Here is a 16709-nt window from a genome sequence, read left to right on the forward strand (position 1 = left end):
GCAGAGGCGCCAGTGTTGCACGGCAAATAAAATAGCGACATTCGCAGCCGTTCATGGTCTGTTAGGCACTCGATTGCCTGGAGATATGTCGTTCATGGATTTCTTTGGCCCGCACCTGCTCGCCTACTTCATTGCCACGCTGCATTTTCTCGGGACCCTCGCCGCGATCCATGCGGTGCTGACCGTCAGGACCGCCCAAGGCTCGATCGCTTGGGCGTTGTCATTGATGTTCATGCCCTATCTCACATTGATTCCTTACCTGATCTTCGGCCGCAGCACCTTCGACGCGTACATCCAGGCGCGCCGCCAGGCCAACCAGGAAATGCACGCCGCCATTACCGAGCTGAACTGGCGCCCCTGGGTCGAAGAAGCCCTCGCCGCACGCAACTCCAGCGCCTACGCTTCACTGCGTGCCATGCCCAAACTGGGACGCATGCCGTGCCTGGCCAACAATCAAGTACGCTTGTTGATCAATGGCGACGCCACCTTCAGCGCAATCTTCGACGCGATCCGCAACGCCAAAACCGCCGTGCTGTTCCAATTCTTCATCATCCATGACGACGAACTGGGCAGACAGTTGCATGCCCTGCTGAAGGAAAAGGCAGCTCAAGGCGTAACCCTATACGTGCTATATGACCGCATCGGCAGTCACGCCCTGCCCCATCACTACGTGCAATCACTGCGCGACGCAGGCGTGCAGGTCAAGGCGTTCGCTACTCGTGGCGGCTGGCTCAACCGTTTCCAGGTCAACTTCCGCAACCATCGCAAGATCGTAGTGGTGGACGGCATCACCGGGTTTGTCGGTGGGCATAACGTCGGTGACGAATACCTGGGCAAAAAACCGCCGCTGTCGCCCTGGCGCGACACCCATGTGCAAGTTACCGGCCCGGTGGTTGCGTGCCTGCAAGAGTCGTTTGCCGAAGACTGGTTCTGGGCCGCGCGCAAGTTACCGCCACTGATTCTGCCGGACGCCTACCCCGAAGACGGCGTGCTCTGCCAATTACTCGCCAGTGGCCCCGCCGACCCGTACGAAACCTGCTCACTGTTTTTCGTCGAAGCCATCCACGCCGCGACCGAGCGGGTGTGGATCACCAGCCCGTATTTCATCCCCGATGAGGCCGTCTTTTCCGCTCTGCGCCTGGCCGTGCTGCGCGGCGTCGACGTACGCCTGTTGCTGCCGTCGCGTCCCGATCACCGCATCGTCTATGCCGCATCCAGCCTTTACGCAATCGAAGCCGTGCGCGCCGGAGTGCGCGTCTTCCGCTACACGCCGGGCTTTCTGCATCAGAAAGTGGTGTTGGTGGACAGCGAAATCAGCGCCATCGGCAGTGCGAACATGGATAACCGTTCCTTCCGACTGAATTTCGAAGTGATGTTACTGACGGTGGATGAGGCGTTTGCTGGCGAAGTTGAACGAATGCTGGTGGACGACTTCGCCCTCGCCCACGAAGTCAGCCAAGAAGAAAGCCGCGAGACGCGCCGCCTGCAACAACTGGGCATGCGGGTCGCGCGGTTGATCTCACCGATTCTCTAACAAACGACGCAAAAAAATGTGGGAGGGGGTTTTGCCCCCTCCCACGTCTGGATCTTCTTGCGGTGGAACATCGGCTCAGCGGTAGAGATCCTCCCGCGTCCACGGCAGTTCATGGCTGCCATCGGCATGGGGTTTTACCGCCAGGATCTGATGCAGGTTGATCCAGCCCCGCGCAAACGCATAAGCGCAGCCGGCCAAGTACAACCGCCAGATACGCAACGCTTGCTCCGGCACCATTTTCGCCGCCGCTTCCAAGTTATCTTCCAGGCGTTCGCTCCAGTGGTCGAGGGTGCGCGCGTAGTGCAGGCGCAGGCTTTCGACGTCGACCACTTCCAGTCCGACTTCGCTGATCTCCTTCACCATCATCGCCAGGTGCGGCAACTCGCCATTAGGGAACACATAACGCTCGATGAAGTCCCCGGCGCCACGGCCGACAGGGCGACCGTCAGTGTGCTTGGCGGTAATACCGTGGTTCATCACCAGGCCGCCTTCACGTACCGCGCCAAACAGGGTCTGGCAGTACTGCGCCAGGTTGGCGTGGCCGACGTGTTCGAACATGCCCACGCTCACCACTTTATCGAACCGGCCATCCTGCGGCAGGTCACGGTAGTCGAGCAGTTGCAGGTCCACTTGGTCTTCCAGGCCCTCGGCGCTCACACGTTCCCGGGCCAGCGCCAACTGCTCCTTGCTCAAGGTGATGCCAAACACTTTGACGCCGAACTCCCGTGCGGCAAAACGCGCCAGCCCACCCCAGCCACAGCCTACATCGAGCAAATACTCACCCGGCTGCAACCGCAGTTTGCGGCACAGGTGGCGAAATTTGTCTTGTTGGGCCTGGTCGATGGATTCGCTGCCGGTTTCGAAATAACCGCAGGAGTACACCATGTCCTGATCCAGCCATAGCTGGTAGAACGCGTTGGACAGGTCGTAATGATAGGAAATGGCCGCTGCGTCGGTGGCCTTGTCGTGGATCGAGCGCACCGGACGACTCCCCTCGTCGTCGTCGACCAGGGCGTGACTCAGTTCGTCACACACCCGAATGACCTCGGAGATGGAGCCTTCCAGCTCCAATTTGCCCTCGACGAAGGCTTCGCCCAGTAAGTCGAGCGTTGGATGGGTCAGCTGGGACACGACCGTGGGGTCCTTCACCACGATGGTCACACTGGGCTCAGGGCCCAGGTTGAATTCATGGCCGTCCCAGAGTCGAAGACGCAGCGGTAGCTGAAGATTCTGTAAGGCCGGTGGAAGTTGCGCGAGCATGAGTAGTCCCCCCTTGTTTCAGACGTCTGGAGTGAGGGTAGACCATCAGAAGACAAAGTAGGAGGCTATCGAATTCATAGCGCTCTTCTATGGGGCTCTGCGCTCGAGCAAACCGTCCTGGACCCACTGTTTCATCCACGTCACCGCCTGCAGTGGCGCACCCTCTGCATAGGTGACTGCCAATTGCGCGCACAGTTCTGAAAAATTCCAGCCGGTGGTCACCATTCCCATCAGGGCAAAGGCCTCAGCGGGTTCAAGGCTGCGGTATTGGCACACGTTATCGTGGCGCCATACCAGGCAGACCTGGGCCGGCTCCAGCGCATGGCTATCGGGAAAGTCCGAACCACCCTTGCTCGCACGCCATATCGCCACCGTGTTGAAGTGGCACAGCATCTGCTGCACCGAAGGTGCCAGGGTGAACTGCAAGCCGGGCCAGTCTTCAGGCGGCAGTTGTGCCATATCATCCAAGCCAAGCGGCTCACCCTGCGGCGCATCGAATGCCAGGGTAAACGCCCACTCGAGGCGCGCCAGTTCGGCCAGCGGCTCGCTCTGTTCAGCCACCAGGTGCTCGACAATAAATGAAGGGAACCGCTCGCCCAGCCAGCGCAAGCTGAAATCCGCAGACGGATAACGGCGCACGTAGGCTTCGGTCAGTGACGCGAACTCATCATCCCCCAGCCAATACCAGATGGCGCCGAAGTCATGCCGCAGCACTTCCTGCAGGCGCGCCAGGTAGGCGTTGTGATAGATCGCCAGCCCCGTGTCGACGTCCAGCGTCGGCCCGCCCAGCAACGTGGCGGCAAAACCACTGTTGGCCGTCGGGGTTTCGGATAACAGATGCTGCTCAAAGGCCAACTGCCAATCGGTCAGGCGCATAGCGATCTCCTGGCCAGCGCAGTAGCACCCAGCTCACGGGCCTTGCTCAGTTCGGTGAGCAACTCTTCGAACGGTGGGAAATGATCGTCGCGCTCCAACAGCGTCGAGATCGGCCCCAGGTGCTCCAGGGTTTGTTGATAAAGCGCCCACACCGGATCGCACACTGGATGGTCATGGGTATCGACCACATAGTCGCCATAGTCCATATGCCCAGCCAGATGCAGTTGACGAATGCGCTCGGGCGGCAGGTTGCGGATAAAAGTCCAGGCATCGAAACCGTGGTTGCGTGAGCTGACGTAGACGTTGTTGACGTCCAGCAACAACTGGCAGCCCGTCAGGTGGGCCAAGGCATTGAGGAATTCCCATTCGGTAAATTCATCGGCCTTGGAGCGCACATAGCTGGAGACATTTTCCAGCACCAGCGGACGCTGCAGCACGTCCTGCACTTGCAGAACGCGAGCCGCCACGTGGTAAAGGCTCTCCTCGGTGTAGGGCAACGGCAGCAGGTCATGCAACTGATGCGCACTGCCATGGCTCCAGCACAGATGATCGGAAATCCACGCCGGTTCGATACGTGCGGCGAGCTGTTTGATTTGCTTGAGGTAATCGGTATCGAGGGCATGGGGCCCACCGATGGACAAGGACACACCATGCATTACCAGGGGATAGCGCTCGGCTATCGCGTCCAGGTAATACAAGGCTTTACCGCCCTGGACCAGATAATTTTCGGAGATGACTTCGAACCAATCCACAGCCGGCGATTGTTCAAGGATCTGCTGGTAGTACTCACTGCGTAGGCCCAGGCCGTAACCCAGACTTGGAAGGGAAGCGGACATGATTCACTCCTGGGGAAAGTGCCCGCAGCGGCAAAGGGCATCCGCTGCGGTAGCACTCAGTCGCCGGTTACTCGCCGACTTTGCCGCCAGCCGCGTCGCACGCAGACTTGCTCATGGCCTTGAAGCCGTGGCCTTTGCAGACAGCCTGGCCTTTGCAGGCGTTTTCAGCGGTTTTGCAGTCATTCATGCCTTTGCAGGACGTCACGCCATAGCAATGAACAGCAGCGTCGGCGGCCTGTACCTGGGTAGTAACACCCGCAAACATAGTGGCGGCAGCGATGGCCAGGGCAGCACCGGAAACGGCGTTTTTGATGTTCATTTTTGTTTCCTCAGAGATCAATAGTGGGTATCGGTCTGAACGGTTTGTTCAGTCTCGATACACCACTAGAGTGAGCTCCCTTGTCGGCGTTACAGCCTTTGGAAAAAACTTCTGAAAATTATTCCTCAAGCTTCAAAAGCGGCTCCTGGAAACGCAATAAACGTCCGGCATTGCCCAGTACCAACAACGTACTGAGGTTATGCAATACCGCCGCAATCATTGCTCCCGCAGCCCCCAACCAGCCAAATGCCGCGAACACCACGATCGCCAGGGTCCACCCCAGGCCGATAACGACGTTGACCTGCAGGGTGTGTCGACACTGACGGCTCAAGCGCACACAGGTACCCAGGCGCCGCAAGTCGCTGCCGATCAGCACCACATCCGCCGACGCCAGGGCGATGTCCGCGCCACCCGCGCCCATCGCCACGCCGACCACGCCGGCCTTAAGCGCCAGAGAGTCGTTGATGCCGTCGCCCACCACCATCGGGCGAAAACCGTTGCCGATCTCTCCCAGCACGCGGTTGAGCTTGTCTTCCGGCAAGGCCTGCGCTTCGACATCGCTGATGCCCACATCCAGCGCCAGGCTGTCGGCGACGCTTTGCCGGTCGCCGGTCAGCAGCAATTGGCGACCCAGGCCCAGGTCGCGCAGTTCCTGCAGCGCCTGGCGTGCTTCCGGCTTGACGCTGTCGGCCAGCAACAGCCAGGCCAGGAACTGCCCGTTCAATGCCAACCCGGCAATCGGGCCGTCGTGGTTCGGCACAGCCGTTGTAGCAATGCCCAATTGTTCGAACAACTCCGGCCGCCCAAGCGCGGCTTCGCCCTGTTCGGTCTGCGCCACCACACCCAAGCCCTGGCGTTCGCGGATGTCGGTCAGTACACGCATTTGATCCTGGGTTGCCAGGCCCGCCAACGCACGGCTGACCGGATGACTGCTGGCAGAACCCAGGCTGGCCGCCAGATTCAACAACTCCTGCCGGTCCGCGGCGGTGGTTTCGATGGATTGCAGGCGCAACGTACCAAAGGTCAGCGTGCCGGTCTTGTCGACCACCAACGAGGTCAGGTCCGCCAACTCCTCGAGGAATGCCGAGCTGCGGATCAGGATTCCATGCCGGGCCGCCACGGCGATCCCGGCAATCGCCGTGGCCGGCGCCGACAGCACCAAGGCACACGGGCATGCCGCCACCAGCACCGCCAGCATCGCCTGGGCGTCGTTGGTCACAAACCAGGTCACCGCCGCCAGCAACAGCACCAGCACCATATAACTGCCGGCATAACGTTCCAGCAGCCGTGTGATCGGCGGCTTGGAGCGCTCGGCGTTCTGCATCAGCGCGATCACCTTGCCCAAGGTCGACTCGTTACCGGTGCGAGTCACTTCAAGGCGCAGCAAGCCGTCGAGGTTGATCGCTCCACCAAATACCTGCACGCCCACACTCGCCTCCAGTGGCACCGACTCCCCGGTGATCGGCGCCGTATCCAGGCTCGCCTGGCCCGACAGCACCACGCCATCAGCCGGTACCCGATCACCGGCGCGCACTTCGACGATATCGCCGGTACTCAACGTGCCGTTATCCACTTCCACAATGTTGCCGTCGGCCTGCACCAGTCGCGCATGACTGCGAGTCAGTTTGCCCAAGGCATGGATCGCCTCCTGGGAGCCGATCACACTGCGCTCCTCCAGCACATGACCGAAGATCATGATGATCGGCAGCAACGCAGCCGTCAGCAGATCGCCCGTGGCCCAGGCGCCGAGCATAGCCAGGGCGATCAGTTGATCGGTGATGCCGTGCAGGCTGGGAAAACGCAGGCTGTACCAGGCCGAGCGCATCACCGGCACGGCCACCAGCAAGGACGCCACACCCAGCAGCAACTGGCTCACGCCGGTCTGGTCCGGCGCCAGCCAGCGCCACACCAAGCCCAATATCAACAACCCCAAGGCCAGCATGGCCAAGGTCAATTGCCGGGCAGCACTGCGCTGCTCGGCCGACGTCAGCATGGATGCGCTCATTGTTCGGCTCCCTGGATGATCAAGCGGGAGTCGTCTTTCGGATCGACCGTGGTCACGGAGCCAGCCTGGCCGAGAATTTTCGGTAACCGTTCGCGGTACAGACGCAACAGCAAACCGGGGTCTTTCACCTGGGCCAGGCTGGCGACGGTGGCAGTCTGCGCCTGGGCATTGGCCAGGCGTTCACTGGCCTGGGCGTGGGCGACCTGCACCAGGCGGTCAGCCGTCTGGTTGGCGGCCTGGGTGAGTTTTTCCGCGTCCGTGCGCGCATTGGCCACGGCTTTGTCAGCTTGCTGACTGGCCGTCAGCACCGCATTGAAGGCATTCACGGCCGGGCCCGGCAGACTCGATTGCACGTCGACGCGAGTGACCTCGATACCCAATCCCAAGCCTGTAGAAGCCAACTCGGCCAGACGTTTATTGATGCCCTGCACCAGATCACCACGCAGTCGCTCGCGGCGTTCGGCGGCGCCGTTGTCGGCGCCGATCAATTCGGGGCGCGCCACCAGGATCGTGTCCAGGTCGCGCGCTGCGGTCAGGGCCAAGGCGCTGCGGGTTACCAGCCGATCCAGGGCCGGCAGCACATGCTCACCCTGCAGCACAAACGCGTAGGGCTCGGTGACCTTGTAGAACACCCGCACATCCAGCTGCACCACGCCCGCGTCACCCGTCAGCAGGTAACCGGAGCCGGCCAGGGAATCGCTTAATGGTGTGGCGAAACTGGCAACGCGGTCAGCCTGCGTCGCCGCGTCGGAGCGCAGCAGGTTCTCCACTCGACGCTCGATCACGCGGTCGGCCGCCGGCAGCAGCACCACCTGTTCGAACGGCTGCGGCCAAGCCAGCAGCAGGCCGGCATTCTGAATCCGATCCAGCGCGCCGAAGTGCAACACCACCGCACGGTTCTGCGGGTCGATCTGGCGCACGTTGGAAAACGCCCAGGCCAACGCCGCCAACACGGTCACCGCGTACAGCGCCAGGAACGCCAGGCGCCCGGCCTGGATCCATGGGCTGTCCGGGCTGTCACGCTCGATCATGGCTGAATGTCCTTCGGCCCATCCACCAGCGCGCGGAACGGCGCAGCGTCGGTGCGCAAGATGATCTTGGTGCCTGGCGTGACCACGGTGCCCAACGTATCCAGCGAACGCAGCAAGTTATACAGCTGCGGATTACCTGCATAAGCGCGGCCATAGATCTGCGCTGCTTCGACCCGCGATTGCGCTTCGATATCGGCCGCTTTCACTGTGGCGTCAGCCTGCACGATCCGCGCATCGCGCTCGGCAGCCGAGCGAATCTGCGCCGCTTCACGCTTGCCTACGGCCGTGCGTTCGGTGGCGATGGTTTCACGCTCGGCGCGCATACGGTCGACGGTAGCGGTGAGGGTCACCGACGGCAAGGTCAGGCGTTCCACGCCCACTTGCGCCACGCGCACGCCATAGGTGGTGAGCAATTGTTGATCAATCTGCTGACGCAACTGCGCTTCGAAATCGGCGATGCGTACCTGGCTGGCGTCAGTGTTGATCAGGCTAGACAGATCGAAACTGGCCGCCGTGGTTTCCAACGCTGAGCCCACGAAGGTGCGAATCTGCCGCGCCGCTTCATCCGGCTGGTTCTGCACGGCACGCATGAAGCGCTGCACATTGTCGGCATCACCTTGCACCTGCCAAGCCACGTAGGCCTGCACGATGATGCGCAAGCCATCGCGGGTGCCCACATCCTGCAAGCCGCTGGAGGTCGTGCGCAGGCGCAGGTCCACTGGGATCGCCGCTTCGAACGGCGCCGGCCAGCGCCAGCCCAGGCCCGGCTCCAGCAGCACCCGCGACGGGTTGCCAAAGCGAGTGATCACCGTGGCCTCGCCGGAGCGCACCTGCACCAGGCTCGCCGCCGCCACCGCAAACAGCACCAGTAAAACGGCCCAGGCCATGCGCCGCCAGGGGAAGGGACCGGCGGCGTGTTCATCACCGTGATGATGGTGGTGGCCATGATGATGGTGATGACCGTGATCATGATCGTGAGAATGAGCGCTCAACAGACAGACTCCTTATTGAACGGCTTTGCGCGGCACCACTGGGTCGGCCGGCAAAGTAAAAGAACGCAGATCGATCGTCGGCGCGCCATCGGCGCCCAGGCGGTGATCCAGAATAAGCAACTTGGCATTGGCCAGGCCCTGGCTCAGTTGGCCGAGGTACTGTTCCAGCACGAACGCTTTGCCTGCGGTGGCATAGGCTTTTTGCTCAGCGGCAAAACGCAGGTCGGCGGCCTGGGCCCCGGCATTCACTTCGTGGGCGCTGGCCTGGGCCTGATCGCGGACAGTGCTGGCTTGCAGCAGCGCCTGGTTGGTTTGCTCGCTGGCCGCACCCCGCTCACGGGAGATCAGTGCCTGAGCGCCGATCTGCGCCGCCTGCACGCCGTGGTAGGCGTTGGCGGCACCGGCTGGTGGGTGAATGGCTTCCACCACCGTGGCAAGAATTTCCACGCCGCTGTCGAGCGTGTTCAGGTCTGCCTGCACCGCGCGGCCCACCTCGTCAGCGAGGCTGGTACGTTGTTCACCCAGCAATTCGTCGAGCGTGCGTGAGGCAAAGTCATGCACGAGGATGCGGCTGGCGGTGCTGCGGATCAGCGTCGGCACATCCGCGCTGTTATAGGTGGCGGCGAGCGCGGCCTGATCGTTCAGGCCAATACGGTAGACAAAACGCACGTCCATATTGACGATCTGAAAGCCCTGCTTGTCGCTGCTGCTGCTGGCGATCACCTGGGACTTATCATTCACATGGCTGGCGTCCCACAAACGGTTGGCAACCGTCGGCGCCGGGCCTTCAGCAGAGGCCAGTTCGGGTACGGCGGCTTCGCTGACGCTGGTGGCCAACTCATGCACCACGCCATTCTCCACACTCAATACGCGGCCCAGCGGCCACGGCAAACCGGCATGCAGGCCAGGGCCGAAGACTTCGACAGGCTTACCGAAACGTTCATAAATCCCACGGCCCTGCAGGGGCACTTCATGCACGCCGGTCAGCGACCAGCCCACGGCCAGCACCACCAGTAACACCGGTAGAAACGCTCGGCGCATGTAGGTAAACGCCCAGATCTGGCGCAGGTCGATGCCGAAGCGGTTGTGTAATTCATGCTGCAGGGCGAGCAAGGGCTGCGGCGGCCAGCGCAGCAGCCCGGCGATAAAGCTCTGGGCCATCAAGCGCGGCTCGAGGCGCGGTTGGTGTGGGCTGAACAGCGACAACACGCCCCTGAGTACAAACTCCAGCGCCACCAGCGCCGGCAAGAGGCCCATCAGCGTCGCCAGGCGCAGCGGCCATACCGATTCGGCACCGGCAAACAACAGGCAAATCGCACTGATCACCAGGCAGATGATCGCGACGCGGCTCAACTGCGCCAACTGCGAGGCTTCCGGCCATTGCGTCATCGTTTCCTGAGCGAGGCGGCGCTCGAACACCAGCAAACCAAAGGCCAGCGCCAACGCCAGGGCAGCGCCGATGCTGGCGGACTGACCTACCGCGGCGGCGGGCAACGCCAGGTTCCAGAACTCGATGATGCTGACCAGCACCAGCAGAGAGGCTCCACACAGCCATATCACCGGGGCACCGATCTGCGCCAACAGGCCACTGCCGAAACGCCCGATCAGCCCCGCGTAGCCGCCCGCCTCCGCCACAGGCTCGGCGTCGACGGAGGGCTCTTCAAGCGCCTGGGCACGCCAGTCGGCCACCCACCACGCCGATTGCAACCCGGCCACCAGCACCATCAACGCCGAAGAACAGTTGATCAGCACCACGGGCCAGATCGACAGCGGTGCGAATAAAGCGACAAACAACGCCAGCACCCAACCGGCGACCGCCAAGGTCGTCAGGCTGATGCCGGCTTTGCGCAATCGACGGGCCTGGAACAGCCCCTGCTGAAAACGCGGCAGGCCCTCAACCGAAGCGCCGTCCGCTTCTAGATCCACTTGCATCCACTTAACGCCCGCATACATACAATTGGTTACGATATAACACAAGGCGTGAAATTTTTGTTCTCTTAGAAGCAGATCGTGACTAAACCCCCATAAACACGAGTCATCACTGGTGCGGGCCAGGATTAATCGGCACACTTCAAAACTGTTTCTCGCGGGTTCACGGACAAGGAAGCGCCACCTTCATGATTTCCATCTACCAACTCAAGCCGCGGTTTCAAAACCTGCTGCGCCCCCTCGTGCAACGCCTCTACGACAACGGCACCACCGCCAACCAGATAACCGTCCTGGCCGGAGTCGTTTCCTTGCTCGTGGGCCTGCTGATCGCCGGTTTCGCCCAACATCTGTGGCTGTTTGCGCTGATCCCGCTATGGATGGTCCTGCGCATGGCCCTCAATGCCATCGACGGCATGCTCGCCCGCGAGTTCGGCCAGCAATCGCGCCTGGGTGCCTACCTCAACGAACTGTGCGACGTGATCGCCGACAGCGCGCTGATCCTGCCGTTTGCGCTGATCCCCGGCGTGAGCCTGGCGCCAGTCTTACTGGTGGCGTTGCTGGCGGTGTTCAGCGAATACGCCGGTGTCCTGGGTCCGATGGTGGGCGCTTCGCGGCGCTATGACGGGCCGATGGGCAAGAGTGACCGGGCATTTGTATTGGGTGTGCTGGCCACCGGCGTGGCGCTGGGCTGGTTCGCCGCTGCCTGGGTCGATGCGGTGATGTGGCTGGTTGCCGCCCTGCTCGCCTACACCCTGGTCAACCGTGTGCGCCAGGGCCTCAAAGAAGAACAAACCTCTCCGATTGCATAAGGATTTTTGCGATGCGCGAACAGCAAGAACACACCTTCAGTACCCATGATGGCGTCGAGCTTTTCTACCGCCACTGGCCAGCCGCCGCTCCTTCAAGCGGTGAACCGCGCAAGGCAATCCTGCTGTTCCATCGCGGCCATGAGCATTCGGGGCGCATTGCCCATCTGGTCGACGAACTCGACCTGCCGCAATTCGATTTTTTCGCCTGGGACGCCCGTGGCCATGGCCAATCGCCCGGCGAGCGTGGCGACAGCCCCAGCTTCGCCACCAGCGCCCGCGACGTGCAAACCTTTTGCGAGCACATCCGCAGCGCCTACGGCATTGATGAGGAAAACTTCGCCGTTATCGCCCAAAGCGTCGGCGCGGTGATCGCGGCGACCTGGGTACATGATTACGCGCCGAAAATCCGCGCGCTGGTGCTCGCCTCCCCAGCCTTCAAGGTCAAGCTCTACGTGCCCTTTGCACGGCCGGGCCTGGCGCTGCTGCGCAGGTTTCGCGGCAATTTTTTCGTCAACAGTTACGTCAAGGCCAAGTTCCTCAGCCACGACCCGGAGCGCGTGGCGTCCTATGACAGCGACCCGCTGATCACCAAGGCCATCTCGGTGAATGTGCTGCTGGGTCTGTACGAAGCCGCCGACCGGGTTGTCGCTGATGCCCAGGCGATCCAGGTACCGACGCAGTTGCTGATCTCCGGTTCCGACTTTGTGGTGCACCGCAAACCCCAGCAGCAATTTTTCGATCGCCTGGGCAGCCTGAAGAAAGAGCTGCATATCCTCCCCGGTTTCTTCCACGACACCCTTGGCGAACGCGACCGTGCCACGGCCGTGAGCAGCGCCAGACGCTTTATCCTGCAGAACTTCACCCAGCCACTGGACCGCGCATCATTGCTCGATGCCGACAAGCTGGGCGCCACCTGCGCCGAATCCGAAGCCCTCGCCGCGCCGCTGCCCCACAACTCCCTGCGTGACCTGTACTGGCGTATGACCCGCGCCAGCATGGGCCTGGGCAAAAATTTGTCGGACGGGGTGAAACTGGGCTTCGACACCGGTTTCGACTCCGGCAGCACCCTGGATTACGTGTACCGCAACCAACCCAGCGGCAAGGGCGCGCTGGGGCGGATGATCGACACCCATTACCTCGACTCCATCGGCTGGCGCGGCATTCGCCAGCGCAAGCTCAACGTCGAGGAGTTGCTGCGTTTGGCCATGGCCAAGTTGCGTGACGATGATCGCCAAGTGCGCATTGTGGATATCGCCGCCGGCCACGGGCGCTACATTCTCGAAGCGTTGCAGGGGGTGTCGCCGCTGCCGGAATCGATCCTGCTGCGTGACTACAGCGATATCAACGTGCGCGACGGTGGCGCGCTGATCCGCGAGAAAGGCCTGGGAGATATCGCGCAGTTTATCAAAGGCGATGCATTCGACCGGGCGGATCTGGCGGCTTTGGAACCCAAACCGACCCTGGCGGTGGTGTCCGGGCTGTATGAATTGTTCGCCGATAACGCCATGGTCGGCGGTTCGCTGGCCGGTCTTGCCGAAGCGGTGGAGCCCGGCGGTTACCTGGTCTACACCGGCCAGCCGTGGCACCCGCAACTGGAGTTGATCGCACGCGCACTGACCAGCCACCGCCAGGGCCAGGCCTGGGTGATGCGCCGGCGCAGCCAGGCGGAAATGGATCAACTGGTCGAGGCGGCGGGCTTTCGCAAGATCACCCAGCGCGTGGATGAGTGGGGTATTTTCAGCGTGTCCCTGGCACAGAAGATCTGAACATGCGCGAGCCCGGTCTACTGAAGCCTGCCGTCCTGTGGCTGCTGCTGTTGGCGCCGCTGTTTTTCAGCACCTACGGCTTTGCCACTTGGGTGACCAGCCAGCGCAGCGACGTCGGTACCCTGGTGTTCGATTGGGAAACCCACATGCCGTTCTGGGCATGGACCATCGTGCCTTACTGGTCAATCGACCTGCTTTACGGGTTTTCCCTGCTGCTACCCAATAGTCGGCATGAGTTGAAACAACATGCGCTGCGGCTGCTGTCCGCCCAAGCTATTGCAGTCAGTTGCTTCCTCATCTGGCCGCTGCGCTTTACCTTCGAGCGGCCAGAACTGGATGGCGTATTCGGCTGGCTGTTCGCCGTACTCGCAGGCTTCGATAAGCCCTTCAACCAGGCGCCATCGCTGCATATCGCATTGCTGGTGATCCTGTGGGTCATGTATCAGCGGCATACCCAAGGCGTATGGCGTTGGCTGGTGCACGGCTGGTTCGCCTTGATCGGCATTTCGGTGCTGACCACTTATCAACATCACTTTATCGACTTACCCACAGGCGCCCTCGCCGGTTGGCTTTGCGTTTGGTTGTGGCCGCTGGAGCATCCGAGCCCGCTGCGCAATGCACGACTGACGCGGGATAACCAGCGCTGGCGCATAGGCCTGCGGTATGGCCTGGGCGCAGTGGCGCTGCTGGTCCTGGCATTGGTATTGGGCGGGTGGTGGCTGTGGTTGATCTGGCCAGCGGTGTCCCTGGGTTTGATCAAGGCGAATTACCTGGTGCTCGGCGCACCGGGCTTTCAGAAGCGTAACGATGGTCGCCTGACCCCGGCGGCACGCTGGCTCTACGCGCCCTACCTGGCTGGCGCGTGGATAAACTCGCGATTGTGGACACGCAAGCATCCACAACCTGACCTGATTGTGGATAACGTTTGGCTCGGGCGAATTCCCACAACGCACGAGCAAGATTCATTCAAGGCCATCGTCGACTTCTGCGCCGAATTGCCGATTAATCCACAGGGCCGCGCCTATCGGTCCATCCCTGTGCTGGACCTGATCGCGCCCACCCCAGCCGAATGCCGCCAAGCCGCCGACGCCATCGAGCAATTACGCTTGAACGGCCCACTGCTGGTGTGTTGTGCCCTCGGCTATTCGCGCAGCGCCACCGCCGTTGCCGCCTGGCTGCTGCACAGCGGACGGGCCGCTACGTTGGATGAGGCGCTGGCTATTATTCGTACAGCGCGGGCCGATGTGGTCCTGCACCCTGCTCACCGTGAAGCTTTGGAGGGTCTAGCCCATGCCCGCTGATATGGAACTCCAGGTAACCGCCAGCCTGCTGCGCCGTGGCCGTTCGCTGGATCAGTTATCCACAGGTCTGACGGTACTCGGCTTTTTGCTCGGTCTGGCGCAACTGCTGATGGCCAGTATCTCGACCATCTGCCTGTTGCTGGCCCTGTGGATGGTTGTCCTCGGGCTGCTGCAAAAGTACTGGGCATTGCGCGTGGCGTTCGACGCCGACCTGTTCGCCCTGTTGGCCCGCGACACCACGCGCACCCCGGACCTCGATCAGGCCCTGGTGAGCCTGGGCCTGCAATCGGCCAAGCGCGTCGGCCGGCCCTGGACCGAACGCCGGCGTGGCGCCCTCAAACTGCTGCGCAAACAAGCCTGGTTGCTCGGCGCGCAAGCGCTGCTGACCCTGGCCGTGATTCTCGCCAGCCCTTGGCTACCTTTCGCCGGATAAGGAACTCCCATGTTCGAACCCGTAGTCGCCACGCTGATTACCTCGATGGCCCGCACCGTCACCGGCGCTCGCAGCCTGTGGCTCGGTTGCGCCCCGGTGCCGGTGCAACGCATCTACTTCGCCAACCACAGCAGCCACGGCGATTTCGTATTGCTCTGGGCCTCGCTGCCGCAGAACCTGCGCAAATTCACGCGCCCGGTGGCCGGCAGCGATTACTGGAACGCCAGTGCCCTGCGCCGCTACATCATCCACCGCGTGTTCAACGGCGTGCTGATCGACCGTGAGCGCAAAGACCCTGTGGATAATCCATTACAGCCCATGCTCACGGCCCTGGAAGGCGGCGACTCGCTGATCATTTTCCCAGAAGGCACGCGTAACCTGGAGGACGGCCTGCTGCCGTTCAAGAGCGGCCTGTACCACCTGGCAAAAAGTTACCCACAGGCCGAACTGATTCCGGTATGGATTGCCAACCTCAACCGAGTCATGCCCAAAGGCCGCGTGCTGCCGCTGCCGTTGCTGTGCACCACCAGCTTCGGCGCGCCTCTGCAATTGGCACAAGACGAAGACAAAGCCACTTTCCTCGCCCGCAGCCGCGACGCCCTGCTCGCCCTTGCCCCGGAGCACGTCTGACATGGATAGCCAAACCCTGGTGTTGTTCGGCGGCATCGGCGCGATCCTGGTGCTCGCTTCGCTGATTGGCCTGATCCTCAAGCTGCGCACCCGCGACACCCCGAACGCGGTGATCGACAACCTCAACGCCCGCATCAATGCGTGGTGGGTGATGGTGGTAGTGATCGGCATCGCCTTCTGGCTCGGCACCGGCGCGGTGATCCTGCTGTTCTACGCCGTGTCGTTCTACGCCCTGCGCGAATTCCTTACCCTTACGCCCACGCGCCGCAGCGATTATCCGGCCTTGGTGGCCGCGTTCTACCTGGCGCTGCCGCTGCAATACCTGCTGATTTATTCGGATTGGTACGGGCTGTTCTCGATCTTCATTCCGGTGTACGTGTTCCTGCTGCTGCCGATCCTCGCTTCGCTGGGGGGCGACAGCACGCACTTCCTCGAGCGCGCCTCCAAGGTGCAATGGGGCTTGATGATCGCCGTGTTCTGCGTGTCCTTCGTACCGGCGTTGCTGACCCTCGACATCCCAGGCTATGAAGGTCGCAACCTGTTGCTGATCGCCTATCTGGTGATCGTGGTGCAACTGTCGGATGTGCTGCAGTACGTGTGCGGCAAGCTGTTCGGCAAACACAAGATCGCGCCCAACCTCTCGCCTTCCAAAACCGTGGAAGGGTTTGTTGGCGGTATCCTGTTGTCGTCCCTGATTGGCGCAGCGCTGTGGTGGACCACACCGTTCAATCCGTGGCAATCGTTCTTGATCGCGCTCTTGATCAACTTGCTCGGGTTTGCCGGCGGCATCGTAATGTCGGCGATCAAGCGCGACCGGGGGGTGAAGGACTGGGGCCATATGATCGAAGGCCACGGAGGGATGCTGGATCGGCTGGATTCCGTGTGTTTCGCAGCGCCGATCTTCTTTCATCTGGTGCGCTACTGGTGGACGTGATGCCGCCGTTCCAAGGCGCGATGAAGCTCACAAATGTGCGAGCGACTGCGCTCC

The 16709-nt window shown here is 61.9% G+C and carries 15 protein-coding genes; 7 read left to right on the forward strand and 8 right to left on the reverse strand.

Annotated elements, in window-relative coordinates:
- The first annotated feature begins 94 nt into the window (after positions 1–94).
- On the forward strand, positions 95–1534 hold the full coding sequence (gene cls / locus M5B97_RS10700) for a cardiolipin synthase (RefSeq protein ID WP_134661160.1): 1440 nt from the start codon (positions 95–97) through the stop codon (positions 1532–1534).
- Positions 1535–1609: 75 nt separating this feature from the next.
- On the opposite strand, the gene cfaB is transcribed toward cls, so the two are convergent.
- The 8 genes from cfaB to M5B97_RS10740 form a co-directional block, all read right to left on the reverse strand.
- Positions 1610–2794 (reverse strand): C17 cyclopropane fatty acid synthase CfaB, encoded by a 1185-nt coding sequence (gene cfaB / locus M5B97_RS10705; RefSeq protein WP_134661139.1) that lies wholly within the window; start codon positions 2792–2794, stop codon positions 1610–1612.
- A gap of 87 nt (positions 2795–2881) precedes the next feature.
- The gene (locus tag M5B97_RS10710; protein ID WP_248731453.1) at positions 2882–3670 is read right to left on the reverse strand and encodes a DNA-binding domain-containing protein; all 789 of its coding nucleotides are present in this window, start codon (positions 3668–3670) and stop codon (positions 2882–2884) included.
- Positions 3661–4506 (reverse strand): DUF692 domain-containing protein, encoded by an 846-nt coding sequence (locus tag M5B97_RS10715; RefSeq protein WP_248731454.1) that lies wholly within the window; start codon positions 4504–4506, stop codon positions 3661–3663. Before M5B97_RS10715 ends, M5B97_RS10710 begins: the two co-directional genes overlap by 10 nt.
- A 67-nt stretch (positions 4507–4573) precedes the next feature.
- Positions 4574–4825 (reverse strand): hypothetical protein, encoded by a 252-nt coding sequence (locus M5B97_RS10720; RefSeq protein ID WP_123716638.1) that lies wholly within the window; start codon positions 4823–4825, stop codon positions 4574–4576.
- Between the two features lie 118 nt (positions 4826–4943).
- On the reverse strand, positions 4944–6830 hold the full coding sequence (locus tag M5B97_RS10725) for a cation-translocating P-type ATPase (protein WP_248731455.1): 1887 nt from the start codon (positions 6828–6830) through the stop codon (positions 4944–4946).
- Entirely contained in the window at positions 6827–7861 is a 1035-nt protein-coding gene (locus M5B97_RS10730; protein WP_134661135.1) for a protease modulator HflK, read from the reverse strand. Before M5B97_RS10730 ends, M5B97_RS10725 begins: the two co-directional genes overlap by 4 nt.
- Positions 7858–8856, reverse strand: coding sequence for a protease modulator HflC (locus M5B97_RS10735; protein ID WP_167659685.1), 999 nt, complete (start codon positions 8854–8856; stop codon positions 7858–7860). The genes M5B97_RS10730 and M5B97_RS10735 overlap by 4 nt, the downstream gene beginning before the upstream one ends.
- Positions 8857–8865: 9 nt before the next feature.
- The gene (locus M5B97_RS10740) at positions 8866–10785 is read right to left on the reverse strand and encodes a protease modulator HflK (protein WP_248731456.1); all 1920 of its coding nucleotides are present in this window, start codon (positions 10783–10785) and stop codon (positions 8866–8868) included.
- Positions 10786–10970: 185 nt separating this feature from the next.
- Between M5B97_RS10740 and M5B97_RS10745 the strand changes: the two genes are divergently transcribed.
- Genes M5B97_RS10745 through M5B97_RS10770 form a run of 6 tightly spaced genes read left to right on the forward strand, consistent with a single transcriptional unit; the run spans position 10971 to position 16655 of the window.
- Positions 10971–11591, forward strand: coding sequence for a CDP-alcohol phosphatidyltransferase family protein (locus tag M5B97_RS10745; RefSeq protein ID WP_134661133.1), 621 nt, complete (start codon positions 10971–10973; stop codon positions 11589–11591).
- A gap of 11 nt (positions 11592–11602) precedes the next feature.
- The gene (locus M5B97_RS10750; protein WP_248731457.1) at positions 11603–13357 is read left to right on the forward strand and encodes a bifunctional alpha/beta hydrolase/class I SAM-dependent methyltransferase; all 1755 of its coding nucleotides are present in this window, start codon (positions 11603–11605) and stop codon (positions 13355–13357) included.
- Positions 13358–13359: 2 nt separating this feature from the next.
- Positions 13360–14658 (forward strand): phosphatase PAP2/dual specificity phosphatase family protein, encoded by a 1299-nt coding sequence (locus M5B97_RS10755; RefSeq protein ID WP_248731458.1) that lies wholly within the window; start codon positions 13360–13362, stop codon positions 14656–14658.
- Entirely contained in the window at positions 14648–15091 is a 444-nt protein-coding gene (locus M5B97_RS10760; RefSeq protein ID WP_134661130.1) for a hypothetical protein, read from the forward strand. The genes M5B97_RS10755 and M5B97_RS10760 overlap by 11 nt, the downstream gene beginning before the upstream one ends.
- A 9-nt stretch (positions 15092–15100) precedes the next feature.
- A complete protein-coding gene (locus M5B97_RS10765) occupies positions 15101–15721 on the forward strand; it encodes a lysophospholipid acyltransferase family protein (RefSeq protein WP_134661129.1) in 621 nt (206 codons plus the stop codon).
- A gap of 1 nt (position 15722) precedes the next feature.
- Positions 15723–16655, forward strand: a complete 933-nt coding sequence (locus M5B97_RS10770) for a phosphatidate cytidylyltransferase (protein WP_123716648.1) — start codon at positions 15723–15725, stop codon at positions 16653–16655.
- The last annotated feature ends 54 nt before the right edge of the window (positions 16656–16709 follow it).

The sequence above is a fragment of the Pseudomonas sp. MWU13-2517 genome, assembly GCF_023242545.1.
Taxonomy (GTDB): domain Bacteria; phylum Pseudomonadota; class Gammaproteobacteria; order Pseudomonadales; family Pseudomonadaceae; genus Aquipseudomonas.

Coding starts and splice junctions, on each gene's coding strand:
- cls (WP_134661160.1), top strand. CDS start 95: ATGGATTTCTTTGGCCCGCACCTGCTCGCCTACTTCATTGCCACGCTG.
- cfaB (WP_134661139.1), bottom strand. CDS start 2,794: ATGCTCGCGCAACTTCCACCGGCCTTACAGAATCTTCAGCTACCGCTG.
- M5B97_RS10710 (WP_248731453.1), bottom strand. CDS start 3,670: ATGCGCCTGACCGATTGGCAGTTGGCCTTTGAGCAGCATCTGTTATCC.
- M5B97_RS10715 (WP_248731454.1), bottom strand. CDS start 4,506: ATGTCCGCTTCCCTTCCAAGTCTGGGTTACGGCCTGGGCCTACGCAGT.
- M5B97_RS10720 (WP_123716638.1), bottom strand. CDS start 4,825: ATGAACATCAAAAACGCCGTTTCCGGTGCTGCCCTGGCCATCGCTGCC.
- M5B97_RS10725 (WP_248731455.1), bottom strand. CDS start 6,830: ATGAGCGCATCCATGCTGACGTCGGCCGAGCAGCGCAGTGCTGCCCGG.
- M5B97_RS10730 (WP_134661135.1), bottom strand. CDS start 7,861: ATGATCGAGCGTGACAGCCCGGACAGCCCATGGATCCAGGCCGGGCGC.
- M5B97_RS10740 (WP_248731456.1), bottom strand. CDS start 10,785: ATGCAAGTGGATCTAGAAGCGGACGGCGCTTCGGTTGAGGGCCTGCCG.
- M5B97_RS10745 (WP_134661133.1), top strand. CDS start 10,971: ATGATTTCCATCTACCAACTCAAGCCGCGGTTTCAAAACCTGCTGCGC.
- M5B97_RS10750 (WP_248731457.1), top strand. CDS start 11,603: ATGCGCGAACAGCAAGAACACACCTTCAGTACCCATGATGGCGTCGAG.
- M5B97_RS10755 (WP_248731458.1), top strand. CDS start 13,360: ATGCGCGAGCCCGGTCTACTGAAGCCTGCCGTCCTGTGGCTGCTGCTG.
- M5B97_RS10760 (WP_134661130.1), top strand. CDS start 14,648: ATGCCCGCTGATATGGAACTCCAGGTAACCGCCAGCCTGCTGCGCCGT.
- M5B97_RS10765 (WP_134661129.1), top strand. CDS start 15,101: ATGTTCGAACCCGTAGTCGCCACGCTGATTACCTCGATGGCCCGCACC.
- M5B97_RS10770 (WP_123716648.1), top strand. CDS start 15,723: ATGGATAGCCAAACCCTGGTGTTGTTCGGCGGCATCGGCGCGATCCTG.